Here is a 17261-nt window from a genome sequence, read left to right on the forward strand (position 1 = left end):
GCCCCCCACGGCCGGGGCGCCGCGCCCTTACGGCCGGGTCACGGCCGTGATCGGCATCATGCCGACCGGGTCGTAGCGGACCCTGGCGCCGGGGTAGGGGGCGTGGATGACCTGGCCGCCGCCGACGTACATCGCGACATGGCTGGCGTCGCCGCGGTAGATCACCAGATCGCCGGGCCGCGCCTGGTCCAGCGGCACCCGCTGCCCGGCGTTCATCTGCTCCTGCGAGGTGCGCGGCAGCGCGACCCCGGCCCGTGCGTACGAGTACTGCATCAGGCCCGAGCAGTCGAAGGAGTTGGGCCCGGTGGCGCCCCAGACGTAAGGGGCGCCGACCATCTGGCGGGCGGCGGCCACGGCCATCGCGCCGCGCCCCGAGGCGGCGGGCAGATTCGGGATGGCCGGCAGGTCGGCGGTCGTACGGTCGCGGGAGGCGCGCCCGGCGTCCATGCCGGGCCGGTATCCGGCGCGCTGGGCGGCGGGCATCGCGTTGAGCAGCCGCTGGGCCTCGGCGAGCGCCCGCTGCACCGACCGCTTGCGGTCCTGGAGCACCGCCCCGGCCTTGTCCAGTTCGGCGAGCTTGCCCGCGGCCTGGGAGCGCTGCTGGAGCAACAGCCGCTCGGCCTCCTGGAGTTGGCGCAGCCGCCCGGCCTGCTGGGCGCTGAGCCGGTCCAAGGTGGTGGCCCGGTCCAGGTACTGGTCGGGGTCCGAGGACATCATCAGGGCGAGCGAGGGGTCGATGCCGCCGCTGCGGTACTGCTCGGAGGCGAGCGAACCCAGCTCCTGCCGCATGTCGTTGACCCGCTGCTGCCCTTCGGCGGCCCGGTCCTGGAGGGTGGTCAGGTCGGCGCGGAGCCGCTTGGCGTGCTCCTGCGCCGCGTTGTACTTCTCGGTGGCCTGCTCGGCCTGCTGGTAGAGCCGGTCGAGCCGGGACGCCGTGTCGGGTGCGCCCCCGCCGGGATCGGCCGAGGCGACCTGCGCCGCACCGCCGGACAGCGCCGCGGTGGCCGCGGCGGCCGCGGACAGCACGGTGACCCGGGTGGTGCGGGCGGCGAAGCCCGGCTGTGGGGAGCGTCGATGGGAAGCCACGGAAGCTGACAGTAGTCAGCGCGACGCGGAGAGTTCAAAGAAGGCGCGGCCCCCGCATCGCCGCGCCGCGCCTCCCGCCCAGGTCACACACCCGCACCGGGCGGCACCGGGCACTTGTTCATCACCCGAACGCCGTAGGAGTCCGAACGCCGTATGAACGCACCGGGGTCCGCGGGAGACTCCCGCGGACCCGTGAGATCGGTGAGGAACGACGCCGGAAGGCGTCAGATGCGGACGCCGAACTGGAACGGCATGTTGCCGATCGACTCGTAGCGCACCGAGGCGCCCGGCTTCGGCGCGTGCAGCACCATGCCGTTGCCCGCGTAGAGGCCGACGTGGTGGTAGTCGCCGTAGAAGATGACGAGGTCGCCGACGGCGAGCTGGGAGGTGGAGTAGATCCGGGTCCCGGCGTTCGCCTGGGCCTGCGAGGTGCGCGGTATCGTCACGCCGGCCTGGTTGTACGCCCACGAGGTGAGGCCGGAGCAGTCGAAGGAGCTGGGGCCCGAGGCGCCGTACACGTACGGCAGGCCGACCCTGGACTGCGCGGCGGAGAAGGCGGCGGCGGCGCGCTGCGAGGCGGGCTTCGCGTCGCCGAGGTCCACGCGGGTGGTGGAGCGGTTGGCGCGGGCGTCGGCGGCGGCGATGGACGCGCGCTGCGCGGCCGTCAGCGAGTTGAGGATCTGCTGGGCCTGGGCCAGCTTGTCCTTCGCCTCGGCCTTGCGCTTGGCCAGCTCGGTGCGGGTGGTCTGGAGCTCGGTCAGCTTGGCGGTCGCCTCGGCGCGCTGCTGGTCCAGGGTCCGCTTGGCGTCCTGGAGTTGGTGCAGCGAGTCGGTCTGGATCGACGTGAGCTGGTTGAGCGTGGTCGCCTGGTCCAGGTAGTTGTCCGGGTTGGACGACAGGAAGAGCTGGAGCGACGGGTCGATGCCACCGCTGCGGTACTGGGACGCGGCGATGGCGCCGAGGCCGTCCCTGAGCTGGTTCAGGTGCTGCTGCTGCCTGGCCACCTGGTCCTGGAGAGTGCCCGCCTCCTTCTGGAGGGTGTGCAGCTTCTCGTTGGCCCCGTCGTACTTCTCTGAGGCCTGCTCAGCCTGCTCGTACAGCGCGTCCACCTTCGCCTTGGCGTCCTTGACGGTCGGCTTGGCGGGGGCGGCCTGGGCCGCCTGGGAGGTGAGGGCCACCGCGGCTGCGGCGGTGGCGGTCAGCACGGTCACGCGCGTGCGGCTTGCCGGCTTGGGACGACGGTGGGACGCCACGAAGGCGAGCTCCTTCTTCCTTCAGCCGCCTACCGGTTGACTGGCGGGCGGCCCCCGGCGCGCCATCCGGATTGGATGATCGACTGCGCGGAGGTTCGACGCCCGACCTTAGTGACCTATCTGTGATCGGTTCAAATCCTTGTTGGCAAAATCTCGACCGGTTCGCACATTCTTTACGACCTTCGTACGCGCAGTGAGGGTGGATCAACGCTCCGTCGACGATGGCGCGTTCGCGAACCGAATACTCGAACGAATAGTGATGTGTTCGGTGGTTCGGTGCTGCGGCGGTGCGGCGACCGGGAGCCGGGAGGCCGGAGGCGCGGGCGGCGCGAGCGGCAGGCGCGGTTCAGACGCGTGCGAGACGTTTCAGCAGCAGGACGGAGGCGACCGGGCGGGCGCCCGCCTTGGCCACCCCGTCGGCGACTTCGCGGTCCGCGGAGACCACCACGATCTGCCGGCCGGGCGGTTCCGCCCGCACCAGCCGCCGGATCAACTCGTCAGCGGTCTCACCGGCCTTGCTGAACAGCACCCGCACCCCGCGCGGCGGCGCGAGCAGCACCGGCATGTCCAGGTCGGCGCCGTCGAAGACACAGGTGACCTCGGCGCCGCTCTGCGCGGCCAGCGCCGCGAGCCCGCCGAGCAGCCGCAGCCGCTGTTTCTCCAACGGCATCGACGGATAGCCGGTCTTGGTGACGTTGTAGCCGTCGACGACGAGGTGCGCCTGCGGCAGCGCGAGCAACTGGTCGAGCAGCGCCGGGTCGGTCTCGGACAGCGCGCGGGTGGCGATGTCACGCGGGCTGAAGGCCCCGGGCGCGACCGCGTCCACCGTGTCGGCGGGGCGTACGCCCAGGGTGTCGCGCGGCGGCAGCGCCAGTTCACGGCGGAGCCCCGAGGCCGCGTCGAGGACGGTGTCCAGCAGCAGGCGCAGCCGTACGTCCTCGATGCTGCGGCCCTCACGGGCGGCGCGGCGGCCCGACTCGACCGCCGCCTCGGCCTCGGCGAGCCGGGTGCGCAGCCGCCGTGCCTCGCTCTCCGCGGCGGCCTTGTCCTGGGCGGCGGCGGCCCGCGCCTCGTCCAGTTCCGCCTGGATCTTGCGCTGGGCGGCCTCGGCGCGCTTGACGTCGCTGAGGGCGCTGCGCAGCTTGCGGTGCACCGAGTCGCCCTCCTTGCGGACGGCGTCCAGTTCGGCGCGGGCCCGTACGGCGTCCGAGCGCAGCTGCGTGTGCAGGCCCTGGACCTCCTCGCGGAGCTTGGCCAGTTCGCGCAGCGTCTCCTCGTCGGCCCGCTCGGCGTGCGCCCGTTGGGCCTCCTCGCCCGCGGTGGTGACAAGCTTGGCCCAGCCCGCGGGGCGCAGCAGATAGGCCGCGGCGGCCACGTCGAGCGGATCCGCGGCGGGCGGCGGGGTGCCGGCGTCCAGCGCCCCGGTCAGCTCCGGCTGCGCCTCGCGCAGTTTGCCCGCGACCTTGTGCCGGAAGGCCGGGTCGCCCTCCAGCGCGGTGGCCAGCGCGGTGGCCGCGTATTTCACACGTCTGGACGGGGTGAAACGGGCGTACGGCCGCAGCGAGACCGGCAGTTCGGCGAAGGTGAACCCGCCGAAGGCGTCGGCGGCGATGGCGACGACGCGGTGGCGTACGCCTTCGGGCAGCGGCCGGTCGAGCGCCGGTTCATGAGCGGCGTCGTCATGAGCGGCGTCGTCATCGGCAGTGACACCGGGGTCGGCGGGGTCGGCGGTATCACCGGTGTTGGCGGGGTCACCGGGAGCGTCGGCGCCGGGGGCAGCGTTGCCGTCGGGAGCGCTGCCGGAGACGCTGCCGGTAGAGCCGTCGGGAGTGCCGCCGCCGTCACGGCCGGGCGGTACTTCGGCGCCCGGTTCGTCGTCGGCCCGCGGTGTGTCGGGGTCCTGCGCCGCGGCGCCGGACGCGTCGGCGCCCGGCCCGTCGGCGGCATCCGTCTCGGACCCCCTCGCCTCGGCCCGCGGAAAGCCGCCGATACCGTCCACCAGTCACTCCCGTCCGGTTACACGGCGCCTCCCCGGCCCCCTTCGATCCCTCCGGCCGCCGCCTCTTGCATCCATTGTCCCCGTAAGGAGGCTCAGTCCCGCGCCGAACCGGTCTCCGCGTCCGCGCCGGAGTCCGTTTCCCCGGCCGTTCCCTCGGACGTTCCCTCGGCCACGGCCGCGCCCGGCCGGTCGACCAGCTCGATCTGGTCCGCGGCGTTGCACCAGCGGCACCGCACGGACTCGACCGTCTCGGTCAGCACGTCGGTCTCCTCGATCCGCGGCTCGCCGCCGAGGTCGAGATGGACGTACTCCACGACCCGCGTGGAGCGGGTCACGTCGAACCGGGTCAGATTGCCGCACTGCGTGCAGCGCCACCGGGTGGTGGCGGTGGGCATGGGCACCGGCATCGGTCCTGCACCTCTTCCTCGGTCGGGCGTATCAGTGCTGACGGGCGTACGTCGGGGTCACCTTACGGCCTCCGACCCGCGACGCGCTGCGGCGAGGCGGCCTATGTCCGTTACGACCGCTGCGTCATCATCGGTCCATGGTCATCCCGGTGTACGACAAGAACCCGGTCCGCCGCACGCCGGTCGTGACGTATGCGCTGATCGCCCTGTGCACCGTGGTCTTCCTCCTCGGACCGCTGTCCGGCTTCAACCCCTCCTACGGCACGGGCGACAAGCTCCAGTGCGCGCAGGCCGTCTACTTCGCGCACTGGGGTGTCATCCCCAGTGAGCTGTTCCACGGCCGGCTCCCGATGGACCGGCTCGACCTGCCCGCGGGCTGCGCGGCCCCGCACGCGTACGCGAAGTCGCCGCTGCTGTCGGTGCTCACGGCGATGTTCCTGCACGGGAGCTGGCTGCACCTGATCGGCAACATGCTCTTCCTCTACGTCTTCGGCGACAACGTCGAGAACCGGATGGGCCGGGTGCGCTTCGCTCTCTTCTACCTGGTCGCGGGCTATCTGGCGACGTACGGCTTCGCGCTCGCCAACCCCGAGTCGACGCAGAGCCTGGTCGGCGCGTCCGGGGCGATCTCCGGGGCGCTGGGCGCGTATCTCTATCTGTATCCCAAGGCCCGGGTGACGAGCCTGTTCCCCTTCCTCTTCTTCATCCCGCTGCGCTTCCCCGCGTGGATGGTGCTCGGCTTCTGGTTCGTCCTCCAGTGGCTCGCCGCCCAGACCGGCAACAACGGGCCGGGAGTGGCGTATCTCGCCCATGTCGTCGGCTTCGCCTTCGGGTTCCTGTGCGCCTGGGTGTGCTACCGGCCGCGTCGTAAGCTGAGCGTCGTAGTCGGGTCGACCCAAGGAGACATCCAGCCGTGATCACCGCGATCGTGCTCATCAAGACTTCCGTCGACCGGATTCCGGAGATCGCCGAGGCCATCGCCGCGCTGGACAACGTCAGCGAGGTCTACTCCGTGACCGGCACGTACGACCTCGTCGCGCTGGTCCGCGTCGCCCGCCACGACGACCTGGCCGACATCATTCCGGGCCGGATCTCCAAGATCCCCGGCGTCGAGGCCACCGACACCCATGTCGCCTTCCGTACGTACTCGCAGCACGACCTGGAGGCCGCGTTCGCGATCGGCCTCGACGCCTGAGGCTGATTCCCTCTACGGATTCCGCCTACGGGTCCGTCCTACGGATTCGTCCTGCGCTCCCGGTACGCGGTCACGCGCGGGCCGCGTCCAGCAGCGGGCCCAACTCCCGTGCGGCGGTGGTGAGGGCGCGGACGTCGCGCTCCGCCCTGGCGATCAGGATCGCGCCCTCCAGGGTGCTGATCATGAGGGTCGCCAGCGGTACGGACCGGTCCTCGGGAACGCCCATGCCGGTCAGCGCCGCGGCCACCGGCGCGGTCCAGGCCGCGAAGGCGGCGGCGGTCGCCTTCCGGGTGGACTCGGTGGTCCGCGCGCAGTCCACCGAGGCGGCGGCGACCGGGCATCCGGCGTCGAAGCCGTCGGCCGCGTACTCGTCCGTCCACTGGCCGACCATCGCGGCGAACAGCCCGCCGGGGGTCGGCTCGGGCAGCGCGGCCAGGAAGCGGGCGACGCGCTTGGCGGCGTAGTTCCCCGCCCAGACGACCGCCTCGTTGACGAGCTGTTCCTTTCCGTCGGGGAAGTAGTGCTGGAGCGAGCCGCGCGGGGCGCCCGCGTGGGCGGCGACCTCGCGCATGCCGGTCGCGCCGACGCCCTCGCGCCGGATGAGCTGGGCCGCGCTGAAGACCATCCGCTCGCGCGGTCCGCGTTCTGACCCGGCCATCGTCGACACCTCCACGGAGCTACTGCGTTCCGACCCCCGCCGCCCGGGTCGTCCGGGCCACCTTATAGACGGCGGTCAGACCGTCCGGGGTGTACGACGCGCGGACCGGTTCCAGGCGGCGGCCGAGCGCGGCGAGCAGGCCCCGCCTGCCGTGCGGGACGTTCACCGTCACGTGCTCGACACCCCTGGCCCGCGCGCGGGCGAGCAGCAGGCCGACCATGGCGGTGCCGACACCCCGGCGCTGCCAGGCGTCCACCACCAGCACGCCCAGCTCGCCGCCGGTTCCCGGCCCGGCGGTGTCGTCCGCCGCGAAGCCCGCGATTCCCACCAGGCGGTCCCGGCCGCCGCGGTACGCGACCACGGCGTCGTGCGCCGCGGGCGGTCCTGCCAGCAGACGGTCCAGGTGGGCGCGGGGGAACTCGCGCGCGCCGCCGAGGAAGCGCAGCCGGACCGTCTCCGGGGAGCAGGCCGCGAAGAGGGCGGCCACCGCGTCCGCGTCGGCGGGCCTGAGCAGGTCTATCCCGTCGGCGGGAGCGGCCGTCCGCCGCTCCGCACCCTCTATGACCACTGTCATAACGACCAGTATTATGACGGCGGTCATAAACGGCAAGAGAGGCGGCGGTGCGTCGTGGACATCGGTTTCCTGGGGCTCGGGGTCATGGGCCGGCCCATGGCGCTCAATCTCCTCCGCGCCGGGACCCCGCTGGTGGTGTGGAACCGCAGCGCGCCCGCCGCCGAGGCCCTGCGGGCGGCGGGCGCCGAAACCGCCGACAGCCCCGCCGACCTCTTCCGCCGCGCCGGGACCGTCTTCGTGATGCTCGCCGACGGCGCCGCCATCGACTCCTGCCTCGGCCGCGGCACCCCCGCCTTCGCGGCGAACGTCGCGGGGCACACCCTCGTCCACATGGGCACGACCTCGCCCGAGTACTCGCTCGGCCTCGAAGCCGAGGTCCGCGCGGCGGGCGGCCGCTACGTCGAGGCCCCGGTCTCCGGCTCCCGCGCCCCGGCCGAGGCGGGCCGCCTGGTGGCGATGCTCGCGGGCGAGGACGCCGCCGTCTCAGCGGTACGGCCGCTGCTGGCGCCCATGTGCCACGAGACCTTCGTCTGCGGGGCGGTGCCCGGCGCCCTGCTCATGAAGCTGTCGGTCAACCTCTTCCTGATCACCGTGGTCACCGGGCTCACCGAGGCGTTCCACTTCGCCGAGCGGCACGGCGTCGACGCCCGTCAGTTCCTCGCCGTGCTCGACGCGGGACCGATGGCCAGCGGCGTCTCCCGTATGAAGTCCCCCAAGCTGCTCGCCCGCGACTTCACCGTCCAGGCCGCCGCCGCCGACGTCCTCATGAACAACCGCCTCATCGCGGAGGCCGCCCGCGCCTCCGCCACCGCCACTCCCCTGCTCGACACCTGCCTCGCCCTGTTCACCGAGACCGCCGCCACCGACCCGGCCGCGGACATGATCGCCGTCCTGAAGGCCATCGAGTCCCGCACCGAGGGCGCCGTTCGTATCCGGCCGGACAGGCGCTAGCGCCTGTCCGGCACGCAGCGGCCGTCCTCCGTGCGGTAGTTCCACTGGGCGCCGTCGCGCACGAGGGTGCGGACGGCGTGGACGAAGCGGTCGACGTGCTCCTCGGGGGTGCCCGCGCCGAAGCTCACGCGGATGGCGTTGAGGACGCGCTCGCCGGGCGCGGCCTCGGGAGCGCCGCACTCGCCCGGGTCGTCGCCCTCGGCGCCGAGGAGCGTACGCACCAGCGGGTGGGCGCAGAAGAGACCGTCACGGACACCGATCCCGTACTCGGCGGAGAGCGCGGCGGCGAAGTGCGAGCTGTTCCAGCCCTGGACGACGAAGGAGAGCACGCCGACCCGGGGCGCGTCCTCGCCGAACAGGGAGAGCACCCGCACCTCGGGCACGGAGGCGAGCCCTTCCCGCAGCCGGGCGAGCAACCGCTGCTCACGGGTGACGAGTTGGTCGAACCCGGCCTCGGTCAGCGCCTTGCAGGCCGCGGCGATGGCGTAGACGCCGATGACGTTCGGCGACCCGGCCTCGTGCCGCGCCGCGGTGGTGTGCCACTCGACGTCGACTCCGCCGTCCGCGCGCCGCGCGACCTTGCGGCTGGCGCCGCCGCCCGCGAGGTACGGCTCGGCCTCGCGCAGCCAGTCGGCGCGGCCCGCGAGGACACCGGAGCCGAAGGGCGCGTACAGCTTGTGGCCGGAGAAGGCGACCCAGTCGACGTCGAGCGCGGCGATGTCCACCGGGTGGTGCGGGGCCAGTTGGGCGGCGTCCAGGACGATACGGGCGCCGTGCCGGTGCGCGGCGGCGGCCAGCTCCCGCACCGGCCACAGCTCACCGGTGACGTTGGAGGCGCCGGTGACGCAGACCAGCTTGGGCCCCTTGGGGGCGCCGTGCAGGGCCACGTCGAGCGCGGCGACGGCCTGCTCGGGCGTCCGCGGCGCGCCCAGGACGGTGACCCGCGCGTCGTCCCGCGTCTGCCACGGCAGCAGCGAGGCGTGGTGCTCGGTCTCGAAGACGAAGACGTGGGTGCCCGCCGGGATGACGGCGGCGAGCAGATTGAGCGAGTCGGTCGTCGAACGGGTGAAGATCACCTGGTCCTCGGCCCGACAGCCGAGGAATTCCGCGACCGTGACCCGGCTCTGCTCGAACAGGTCGGTGGAGAGCTGCGAGAGGTAGCCGGCGCCGCGGTGCACGCTGCCGTAGTAGGGGGCGTAGGCGGCCACGTCGTCCCACACCCGCTGGAGCGCGGGGGCGCTGGCGGCGTAGTCGAGCGCGGCGTACGTCACTTCGCCGCCCGTCACGAGCGGCACGAGGACGTCCCGGCCCAGAACGGGCAGCGGGGTACAAATCTCACGGTCGGTGGCAGCGATGGACACAGTCATGGCGATCTCCCGGATTACGGCAGGCGAAATCACCGCACGTCTGAAGCCGAAAAGGAATGGCTCGCGGTACAGAAGCGCGGGATGGAAACGTCGAACGAAAGGCGGAACGGCGGAACCGGGCCGACAGGCCCTATCGCATTCGCTTGCTCATGAAAGAACTCCCCAAGTCCGGCTTGCCATGAGCCTCGCTGCTCACGGCCTGGTCATCACCCGGGGCACCCCGCCTCGGACGGAGGGTTGCCGGACAGCGAGCCGGGGCCTTGACGCTGTCACTCGTGACCTGGACAGCATTCTGCCACAAGGCGCCGAACGCACAAGACGCCGTCCAGAAATTGGACAGCGTCGTGTGCTCGGTCCCCGCGGGACCTATCCGAATTCCGCCACAGTGGCGATTACGCGTTGCTCGCCGCCGCCCACCGCTCCAGCGTCGCCGCCGCCGCGCCCGAGTCGATCGACTCGGCCGCCGTCACCAGACCGGCCGCGATCTGCTCCTCCAACGGCCCGCTGCCGGGCCGCAGGGCCACCAGCGCCGCCGCCGAGTTGAGCAGCACGGCGTCCCGTACGGGCCCGGTCTCGCCCGCGAGCAGCCGCCGGGCGACGTCCGCGTTGTGGGCCGCGTCGGCGCCGCGCAGCGCCTCCACGGGCACCAGGGGCAGGCCGACATCCCGCGGGTCGAAGGCGGTCTGCTCCACCTTGCCGTCGCGCACCACCCACACCTGGGAGGTGGCGGTGGTGGTCAGCTCGTCCAGGCCGTCGTCACCGCGGAACACCAGTGCGGACGAGCCGCGTTCGGCCAGCACCCCGGCCATGATCGGCGCCATCCGCGGGTCCGCGACCCCGGTGGCCTGCGCCCGCACCCGGGCCGGATTGGTCAGCGGGCCGAGGAAGTTGAAGACGGTCGCCACCCCCAACTGGCTCCGGGCGGTGCCCGCGTGGCGCAGCGCGGGGTGGAATTTGATCGCGAAGCAGAAGGTGATGCCCGCCTCCTCCGCGACCTCCACGACCCGCTGCGGCGTCAGTTGCAGATTGACGCCGAGCTCTCCCAGGACGTCGGAGGCGCCGCTGGCCGAGGACGCGGCGCGGTTGCCGTGCTTGACGACCTTCGCCCCGGTGCCCGCGACCACGATCGCCGACATGGTGGAGATGTTGACGGTCTTCGCCCGGTCGCCGCCGGTGCCGACGATGTCCACGGTCGCGCCGGGCACCTCGATGGTGTTCGCGTGCGCGTACATCGACCGCACCATGCCGGAGACCTCTTCGACGGTCTCCCCCTTCGCCCGCAGCGCGACGACGAACCCGGCGATCTGCACGTCGCTCGCCTCGCCGCGCATGATCGCGTCCATCGCCCACGCGGTGTCGTCCCCACCCAGATTCCGCCCTGCCAGCAGCGTGGTCAGCACGTCCGGCCAGGACCGCGTCGCCGGACTCTCGCCGCCTGCCGGGGTCACAACGCTCATGGTCCACGCTCCTGGTGGTGGGATGGGGAACTGCGCGCTCAGCCTATCCGCGCCGCGGAGCCCGACGGCTCCCTGCCCGCACTGCGGACGGCGGACGCCGAAGGGCCGGGCCCGGGACTCCCCTGAGGGGGATTCCCGGGCCCGGCCCGTGGGTGGCTCAGCTCAGCGGCGGCGGCTCAGTGGTGGCCGTGTCCGCTGGTGATCTCCTCGTACTCCTCGGCCGTGGGCTTCGGAATCTGGCTGTGCTCGCCGTAGAAGCCGCGGGAGAGCTTGGCCCGCGCCTTCTCGATCGGGTTGAGCTTGCGCTCCACGCCGTTCTCGTCCACCTCCGGGCCCGCGTCGATCGGCTCCGGCTGGACGTGCGCGGTGAGGATGTGCCGCTGCTCCTGCGAGATCGGCTCGTGCACCTCGATGTACTCACCGTGCGGCAGCCGCTTGATGATGCCGGTCTCGCGACCGTGCAGCACCTTGTCGCGGTCACGGCGCTGGAGACCCAGGCAGATCCGCTTGGTGATGATGAAGGCCAGGACCGGCGCGACGAAGAAGCCGACGCGGACGAACCAGGTGATCCAGTTGATCGACAGGTGGAAGTGCGTGGCCCACAGGTCGTTGCCGCCACCGATCAGCAGCACGAAGTACTCGGTCAGCCAGGCCACACCGAAGCCGGTGCGCACCGGGCGGTTGCGCGGCCGGTCCAGCAGGTGGTGTTCGCGCTTGTCCCCGGTGACCCACGCCTCGATGAACGGGTAGACGGCGATGGCCGCCAGCACCACCGGGAAGACCATCAGCGGGATGAACACGCCCAGGACGAGTGTGTGTCCCCAGGCGTTGATCTCCCAGCCGGGCATCACACGGATCAGGCCCTCGGAGAAGCCCATGTACCAGTCCGGCTGGGCGCCGGTGGACACTTGGTCCGGCCGGTACGGTCCCATCGACCAGATCGGGTTGATCGACACGGTCGCGGCGATGGCCGAGATCACGCCGAAGACCAGGAAGAAGAAGCCGCCCGCCTTCGCGGTGTAGATCGGCAGCAGCGGCATGCCGACGACGTTCTTCTCGGTCTTGCCCGCACCCGGGAACTGCGTGTGCTTGTGGTAGAAGACCAGGATCAGGTGGGCGGTCAGCAGACCGGCCATCAGACCCGGCAGCAGCAGGATGTGGATCGAGTAGAACCGGCTGACGATGTCGTGGCCGGGGAACTCCCCGCCGAACAGGAAGAACGACAGGTACGAGCCGACCACCGGGGTGGCGAGCACCGCGCCGTCGGCGAACCGGATGCCCGTGCCGGACAGCAGGTCGTCCGGGAGCGAGTAACCGGTGAAGCCGGTGAACATGCCGAGGAACAGCAGCGTCCAGCCGAACAGCCAGTTGATCTCACGCGGCTTGCGGAAACCGCCGGTGAAGAACACGCGCATCATGTGCACGATCATCGCCGCGATGAAGATCAGCGCGGCCCAGTGGTGGATCTGCCGGATCAGCAGACCGCCGCGCACCTCGAAGCTGATGTGCAGGGTGGAGGCGTACGCCTCGGACATCCGCACGCCCTGGAGCGGCGCGTACGGGCCGTGGTAGACGACCTCGTTCATGCTGGGGTGGAAGAACAGCGTCAGATACACACCCGTGAGGATGAGGATGACGAAGCTGTAGAGGCAGATCTCGCCCAGCATGAAGGACCAGTGGTCCGGGAAGATCTTCCGCATGTTGGCCTTGGCCAACTTGTAGATACCGAGCCGGGGGTCAGTCCACTCGGCGGCCCGCTGGCCGACCGGCTTTTTGCCCCGACGGGTCGAGCTTTCCGTCGTAGTACTCATCCGCGCTCCCAGAATGCCGGACCGACGGGCTCATCGAAGTCGCCGAGAGCGACGAGATTGCCCTCACCATTGACGCTGATCCGAAGCTGCGGCAGCCGGTGCCCCGCCGGGCCGAAGATCACCCGCGCGCCGTCCGACAGGTCGAACGTCGACTGGTGGCACGGGCAGAGCACGTGGTGCGTCTGCTGCTCGTAGAGGCTGATCGGGCAGCCCACGTGTGTGCAGATCTTGGAGTAGGCCACGATTCCCTCGTGGGCCCAGTCACGCTCGCGCTTGTCCTTGATGTCGTCCGGCTTGATCCGGACGATCATCAGAGCCGCCTTGGCGATCTGCTCCTGGAAGTCCTCCTGGGACTCCTCCAGACCCTCGGGCATCGCGAAGGTGAGCGAGCCCACCACGATGTCCTCGGGGCGCAGCGGCTTGTTCGTGTTCTGGTTGATCAGCACCTTGCCCTTGGCCCACAGGGTGTGCCGGAGCTTGTCCTCCGGCAGCGGGCCGAGGTCGCGCAGGATCACGACACCGGCCAGCGGGACCAGGGTCAGGGCGCCGAACATCGTGTTGCGGATCAGCTTGCGCCGTCCGAACCCGCTCTCGCGGGCGCCCTGCGCCCACTGCTGCTCGATGTTCTCGCGCAGTTCCTCGTCCGCGCCCGCCGCGTGGCGTTCGTCGGCGAACTCCTCGTCGGACATCAGGGTGCGGGCCCAGTGGACCGCGCCCGCGCCGATGCCCAGCAGCGCCACGGCGAGCGTGAGGCCGAGCGAGAAGTTCAGCGCGCTCACGTTGCCGAACGGGAAGATGAAGACGATCTTGTCGACCGGGAAGATCACGAAGCAGGCGATGAACGCGACGGTGCCGAGCATCGACAGGCCGAACAGCCCCGCCACGACCCGCTCGGAGTGCTTCTCGGCCCGCTCGTCGATGTCCTGACGGCGGTACTCGTGGGGGGGATGGCCGGGGTTGGCGAACGGGTCGTCGGGGACCGCTGGTTCGCTCCCGTGAGCGCCGTGCTCACTTGGCAGGTTCTCTGACACGTCTTTGTGAGATCCAGTCTCGCTCATGACTTCTTGGCCTTGGTCGTCCGGGCGGCGATCCAGGTGGTGCAGACGAGCAGGAAGCCGAGGCCGAAGACCCAGGCGACCAGACCCTCGGACACCGGACCGATGCTGCCCAGCGAGAGACCGCCGGGGTTCTTCGTCTCGCTGCTGTTGACCTCGTGGAGGTACGCGATGATGTCCGCCTTCGTGTCCTGCGGCATCGTGCTGTCCGGGAAGGACGGCATGCTCTGCGGACCCGTCAGCATGGCCTCGTAGATGTGCTTGGGCGAGGCGCCCTGGATCGTCGGCGCGTACTTGCCGTTGGTCAGCGCACCGCCCTTGCCGACGAAGTTGTGGCACTGGGCGCAGTTGGTGCGGAACAGCTCCCCGCCCTTGCCGGCGTCCGCGCCCGCGGGGTTGTACTGGTCCTTGCTCGGCACGGCGGGGCCGGGGCCGAGGGACGCGATGTACGCGGCGAGCTGGTCGATCTCGGCCTGGTCGTAGATGACCTTCTTCTTCGGGATCTGCGCGCCGGGCTGCTGCGCGGGCATCCGGCCGGTGCCGACCTGGAAGTCGACGGCGGCGGAGCCGACGCCGACCAGGCTCGGTCCGTCGGAGCTGCCCTGGCCCGAAGTGCCGTGGCAGCTTGCGCAGCCGACGGAGTACAGCTTCTTGCCCTCAGTGATCGCGAGGGACTGGGCCGCGTCGTCGGCCTGCGCCTTCGGCGCCGGCGCGAGCGCGGCGTACAGCCCCCCGGTGACCGCGAGCGCGAAGAGTAGGACGACAAGCGCCGCCAGCGGGTGGCGCCGTCGTGCGGAGAGCTTTTTCACGGATTACCCCGGTGTCAGGATCTCTTGCGTCGATGCTTCTGGAATGTGTGTGCGGTGTGCGACCGGCTACTTGATCAGGTAGATCGTGGCGAAGAGGCCGATCCACACGACATCGACGAAGTGCCAGTAGTAGGACACGACGATGGCTGCGGTGGCCTGCTGGTGGGTGAACCGCTTGGCCGCGTACGTCCGCCCGAGTACCAGCAGGAACGCGATCAGTCCGCCCGTCACGTGCAACCCGTGGAACCCGGTCGTCAGATAGAACACCGAGCCGTAGGGGTCCGAGCTGAGCGAGATGCCGTCCTTCTTGACCAGTTCGGTGTACTCGAAGATCTGCCCGCCGATGAAGATCGCACCCATGATGAAGGTCACGATGAACCAGGAGCGGAGCTTCTTCACGTCGCCGCGCTCAGCGGCGAAGACGCCCATCTGGCAGGTGAAGGAGGAGAGCACCAGGATCGTCGTGTTCGTCGCCGAGAACGGGACGTTCAACGCATGGGCGTGTTCCTTCCAGAAGTCGGCACCCGTGACCGACCGAAGGGTGAAGTACATCGCGAAGAGGGCCGCGAAGAACATCAGCTCGGAACTCAGCCAGATGATGGTTCCGACGCTGGTGAGGTTCGGCCGGTTGACCGACGGGTGCGCGTGCCCGGTATCTACTGCTGTTGCTGTCGCCACGTCCGACATTATGTCGGTCGCTTATCTGGCGCTGACTCCGGGGGGTGCCATTCGGTGTGTCAAGGCCCGCAGGAGACCCGCGTGGCCTAGCGGCGCCGTCCCCCGAAGGAGGGATGACGGTGCGTCGGACGACCGGGCCGCCGATCTTCGCGGGCTACGAACCCTCCTCGCGAAGGCGCTGGCGGGAGTAGCATCCGACGCACTTGAGAACGCCTTCACGAGGAGGAACCACGATGCAGGCGACCGCCACGGTGCTGGTCTACAGCGACGACGCGAACACCCGGGAGCAGGTCCGGCTCGCCGTCGGCCGCAGGCCCGCCGCCGACCTGCCGCCGGTGGAGTACGTGGAGTGCGCGACGATGCCCGCGGTTCTCACCGAGTTGGAGCGCGGCGGCATCGACGTCTGCGTCTTCGACGGTGAGACCTCCCCCGCCGGCGGCATGGGGGTGTGCCGTCAGGCGAAGGACGAGATCTTCCGCTGCCCGCCGGTGCTGGTGCTGATCGGCCGTCCCCAGGACGCCTGGCTGGCGACCTGGAGCCGGGCCGACGCGGCGGTCGCCCACCCCGTCGACCCGGTCGCCCTCAGCGAGTCCCTGGCGGGGCTGCTGCGGGCCAGGCTGGCGCCGAGGACCACGGCCGTGGCGACGACGGCGCACTGAGCGCCGCGGCGGCCGGTCAGAGCGCCTGGGGGCGCAGCCGGGCCGGGTTGGAGACGGTGGCGGTGGTGGCGGTGTTCTGCGTCGCCGCGGACTGACCCGCGGCGCCGAGGGCACTGCCCTTCTTCCACTGCGCCCAGCTCAGATTCCAGTCGCCGAAGCCGTTGTCGAACGGCGTCATCGTGTCGCCGAGGCTGTGAGTGACCTCGACGATGTCGCCCTGCCGCACGTTGTCGAAGAACCAGTGGGCGTTGTCCATGCTCATGCCGGTGCAGCCGTGGCTGACGTTGGCGTACCCCTGCGAGCCCTCGGACCACGGCGCGGCGTGCACGTATTCACCGCTCCATGTCACCCGGGTGGCCCAGTAGACCGGCAGGTCGTAGGAGTCGGAGCTGCCCGCGGCGATGCCGATGCTCTCGCTCTGCATCCGGACGAACTGCTCCTTGCCGAGCACCACCTTGACGCCGTTGCGGGTGGAGAAGCCGGGCTTGCCGGTGGTGACGGGGAGCGTACGGACCACCTTCCCGTTCCGCTTGAAGGTCATCTGGTGGGTGCCCGCGTCGGTGAGCGCCTCGACCCGGTCGCCGGTGTGCAGTTCCAGGGACTTGTCGGTGCCGCCGTAGAGCCCGTCCTGGACGCGTACGCCGTTCAGGGTGCTGGTCACGTCGATCGTGGCGTCCGCGGGCCAGTACGTGCTGGGCCGGTAGTGCAGGGTGCGGTCGTCGACCCAGTACCAGGAGCCGGGGGCGGCCTGGGGGGTCGAGCTGACCTTGAGGTTGCCCTCGACGGCGGCGCGGGCCGCCGGGTCCTTGACCGGGACGCTCAGCTCGGCGGTGATCGGCTGTCCGACGCCGTACGTACCCGCGTCGGGGCCGAAGGCGACGTGCAGTCCCGCGTCCGCGGGCGTGGTGTCGAAACCGAGCGTCTTACGGCCGGGGCGGCCGTCGGAGTCCTCGGTGCTCACCCGGACCGTGTAGTGCGCGCCTGCGGCCAGCGCGCCGGTGGAGTGCCAGCTCAGGCCGTCGGAGCCGAGTTCGCCGCGTACGTAGCGCCCTGCGGCGTCCGTAGCGGTCACGTCGGTTATCCGGCTCCCGTCCTTCTTGATGGTCACCTGGAGTGGTTTGGACGGGTCGGCCTTGCCTCCGGCCGCGGAGCCGAACGCGACCTTGGCGGCGGCGTCGTGCGGCGTGGCGGCGAGCGGATTGCCGCCGCCGCCACAAGCGGTGAGCCCCACCGCGAGGGGCGCCACCAGCAGGGAGCAGCGCAGCGCGTTACGGCGTAGAGAATTGTGGCTCATGCACTCAA

The 17261-nt window shown here is 71.0% G+C and carries 16 protein-coding genes, 1 pseudogene and 1 riboswitch; of the genes and pseudogenes, 4 read left to right on the top strand and 13 right to left on the bottom strand.

The window, feature by feature from the left end; all coding sequences use genetic code 11:
- Positions 1–27: 27 nt before the first annotated feature.
- The 4 genes and pseudogenes from ABZX65_RS03970 to ABZX65_RS03985 all read right to left on the bottom strand — a co-directional run.
- Positions 28–1086, bottom strand: a complete 1059-nt coding sequence (locus ABZX65_RS03970; RefSeq protein ID WP_355334242.1) for an NlpC/P60 family protein — start codon at positions 1084–1086, stop codon at positions 28–30.
- A 224-nt stretch (positions 1087–1310) separates the two neighbouring features.
- Positions 1311–2339, bottom strand: a complete 1029-nt coding sequence (locus ABZX65_RS03975) for an NlpC/P60 family protein (RefSeq protein ID WP_355334244.1) — start codon at positions 2337–2339, stop codon at positions 1311–1313.
- Between the two features lie 346 nt (positions 2340–2685).
- Positions 2686–4338 carry an NYN domain-containing protein gene (locus ABZX65_RS03980; RefSeq protein WP_355334246.1) on the bottom strand — a complete coding sequence of 551 codons (1653 nt, stop codon included), beginning with the start codon at positions 4336–4338 and terminating at the stop codon, positions 2686–2688.
- A 176-nt stretch (positions 4339–4514) separates the two neighbouring features.
- Positions 4515–4745 (bottom strand): annotated as a pseudogene (locus ABZX65_RS03985) (hypothetical protein); the annotation flags it as partial.
- 137 nt (positions 4746–4882) lie between these two features.
- Between ABZX65_RS03985 and ABZX65_RS03990 the strand changes: the two are divergent.
- Together ABZX65_RS03990 and ABZX65_RS03995 are read left to right on the top strand one after the other, a co-directional pair.
- Positions 4883–5662 (top strand): rhomboid family intramembrane serine protease, encoded by a 780-nt coding sequence (locus tag ABZX65_RS03990; protein WP_355334249.1) that lies wholly within the window; start codon positions 4883–4885, stop codon positions 5660–5662.
- Complete coding sequence (locus tag ABZX65_RS03995) at positions 5659–5940, top strand: Lrp/AsnC ligand binding domain-containing protein (protein WP_188281460.1); 282 nt, start codon at positions 5659–5661, stop codon at positions 5938–5940. Before ABZX65_RS03990 ends, ABZX65_RS03995 begins: the two co-directional genes overlap by 4 nt.
- Before the next feature lie 70 nt (positions 5941–6010).
- Here the strand turns inward: ABZX65_RS03995 and ABZX65_RS04000 are convergent, their stop codons facing one another.
- Both ABZX65_RS04000 and ABZX65_RS04005 read right to left on the bottom strand, forming a co-directional pair.
- Positions 6011–6598 carry a helix-turn-helix domain-containing protein gene (locus tag ABZX65_RS04000; protein WP_355334252.1) on the bottom strand — a complete coding sequence of 196 codons (588 nt, stop codon included), beginning with the start codon at positions 6596–6598 and terminating at the stop codon, positions 6011–6013.
- Positions 6599–6617: 19 nt separating this feature from the next.
- On the bottom strand, positions 6618–7172 hold the full coding sequence (locus ABZX65_RS04005) for a GNAT family N-acetyltransferase (RefSeq protein ID WP_355334254.1): 555 nt from the start codon (positions 7170–7172) through the stop codon (positions 6618–6620).
- 54 nt (positions 7173–7226) lie between these two features.
- Between ABZX65_RS04005 and ABZX65_RS04010 the strand changes: the two genes are divergently transcribed.
- Complete coding sequence (locus tag ABZX65_RS04010) at positions 7227–8123, top strand: NAD(P)-dependent oxidoreductase (RefSeq protein ID WP_355334256.1); 897 nt, start codon at positions 7227–7229, stop codon at positions 8121–8123.
- Here the strand turns inward: ABZX65_RS04010 and ABZX65_RS04015 are convergent.
- The 6 genes from ABZX65_RS04015 to ABZX65_RS04040 form a co-directional block, all read right to left on the bottom strand.
- Positions 8120–9490: an aminotransferase class V-fold PLP-dependent enzyme gene (locus ABZX65_RS04015; protein WP_355334257.1), complete on the bottom strand. Its 1371-nt coding sequence runs from the start codon at positions 9488–9490 to the stop codon at positions 8120–8122. The genes ABZX65_RS04010 and ABZX65_RS04015 overlap by 4 nt on opposite strands.
- 164 nt (positions 9491–9654) lie before the next feature.
- A riboswitch (SAM riboswitch) is annotated at positions 9655–9771 on the bottom strand.
- 111 nt (positions 9772–9882) lie between these two features.
- A complete protein-coding gene (trpD, locus tag ABZX65_RS04020; RefSeq protein ID WP_355334260.1) occupies positions 9883–10947 on the bottom strand; it encodes an anthranilate phosphoribosyltransferase in 1065 nt (354 codons plus the stop codon).
- Between the two features lie 176 nt (positions 10948–11123).
- Positions 11124–12758 (bottom strand): cytochrome bc complex cytochrome b subunit, encoded by a 1635-nt coding sequence (locus ABZX65_RS04025; protein WP_355334263.1) that lies wholly within the window; start codon positions 12756–12758, stop codon positions 11124–11126.
- Entirely contained in the window at positions 12755–13816 is a 1062-nt protein-coding gene (locus tag ABZX65_RS04030; protein ID WP_355334266.1) for a Rieske 2Fe-2S domain-containing protein, read from the bottom strand. The genes ABZX65_RS04025 and ABZX65_RS04030 overlap by 4 nt, the downstream gene beginning before the upstream one ends.
- The gene (locus ABZX65_RS04035; protein ID WP_355334269.1) at positions 13813–14622 is read right to left on the bottom strand and encodes a c-type cytochrome; all 810 of its coding nucleotides are present in this window, start codon (positions 14620–14622) and stop codon (positions 13813–13815) included. Before ABZX65_RS04035 ends, ABZX65_RS04030 begins: the two co-directional genes overlap by 4 nt.
- 66 nt (positions 14623–14688) lie before the next feature.
- Positions 14689–15309 carry a heme-copper oxidase subunit III gene (locus ABZX65_RS04040; protein WP_355334271.1) on the bottom strand — a complete coding sequence of 207 codons (621 nt, stop codon included), beginning with the start codon at positions 15307–15309 and terminating at the stop codon, positions 14689–14691.
- 224 nt (positions 15310–15533) lie between these two features.
- On the opposite strand from ABZX65_RS04040, the gene ABZX65_RS04045 reads away from it, so the two are divergent.
- Entirely contained in the window at positions 15534–15959 is a 426-nt protein-coding gene (locus ABZX65_RS04045) for a hypothetical protein (RefSeq protein WP_355334273.1), read from the top strand.
- A 16-nt stretch (positions 15960–15975) separates the two neighbouring features.
- On the opposite strand, the gene ABZX65_RS04050 is transcribed toward ABZX65_RS04045, so the two are convergent.
- Positions 15976–17253 carry an Ig-like domain-containing protein gene (locus ABZX65_RS04050; RefSeq protein ID WP_355334275.1) on the bottom strand — a complete coding sequence of 426 codons (1278 nt, stop codon included), beginning with the start codon at positions 17251–17253 and terminating at the stop codon, positions 15976–15978.
- Positions 17254–17261 lie beyond the last annotated feature (8 nt).

This window comes from Streptomyces sp. NPDC003300 (genome assembly GCF_040610915.1).
In the GTDB taxonomy this organism is placed as follows: Bacteria; Actinomycetota; Actinomycetes; order Streptomycetales; family Streptomycetaceae; genus Actinacidiphila.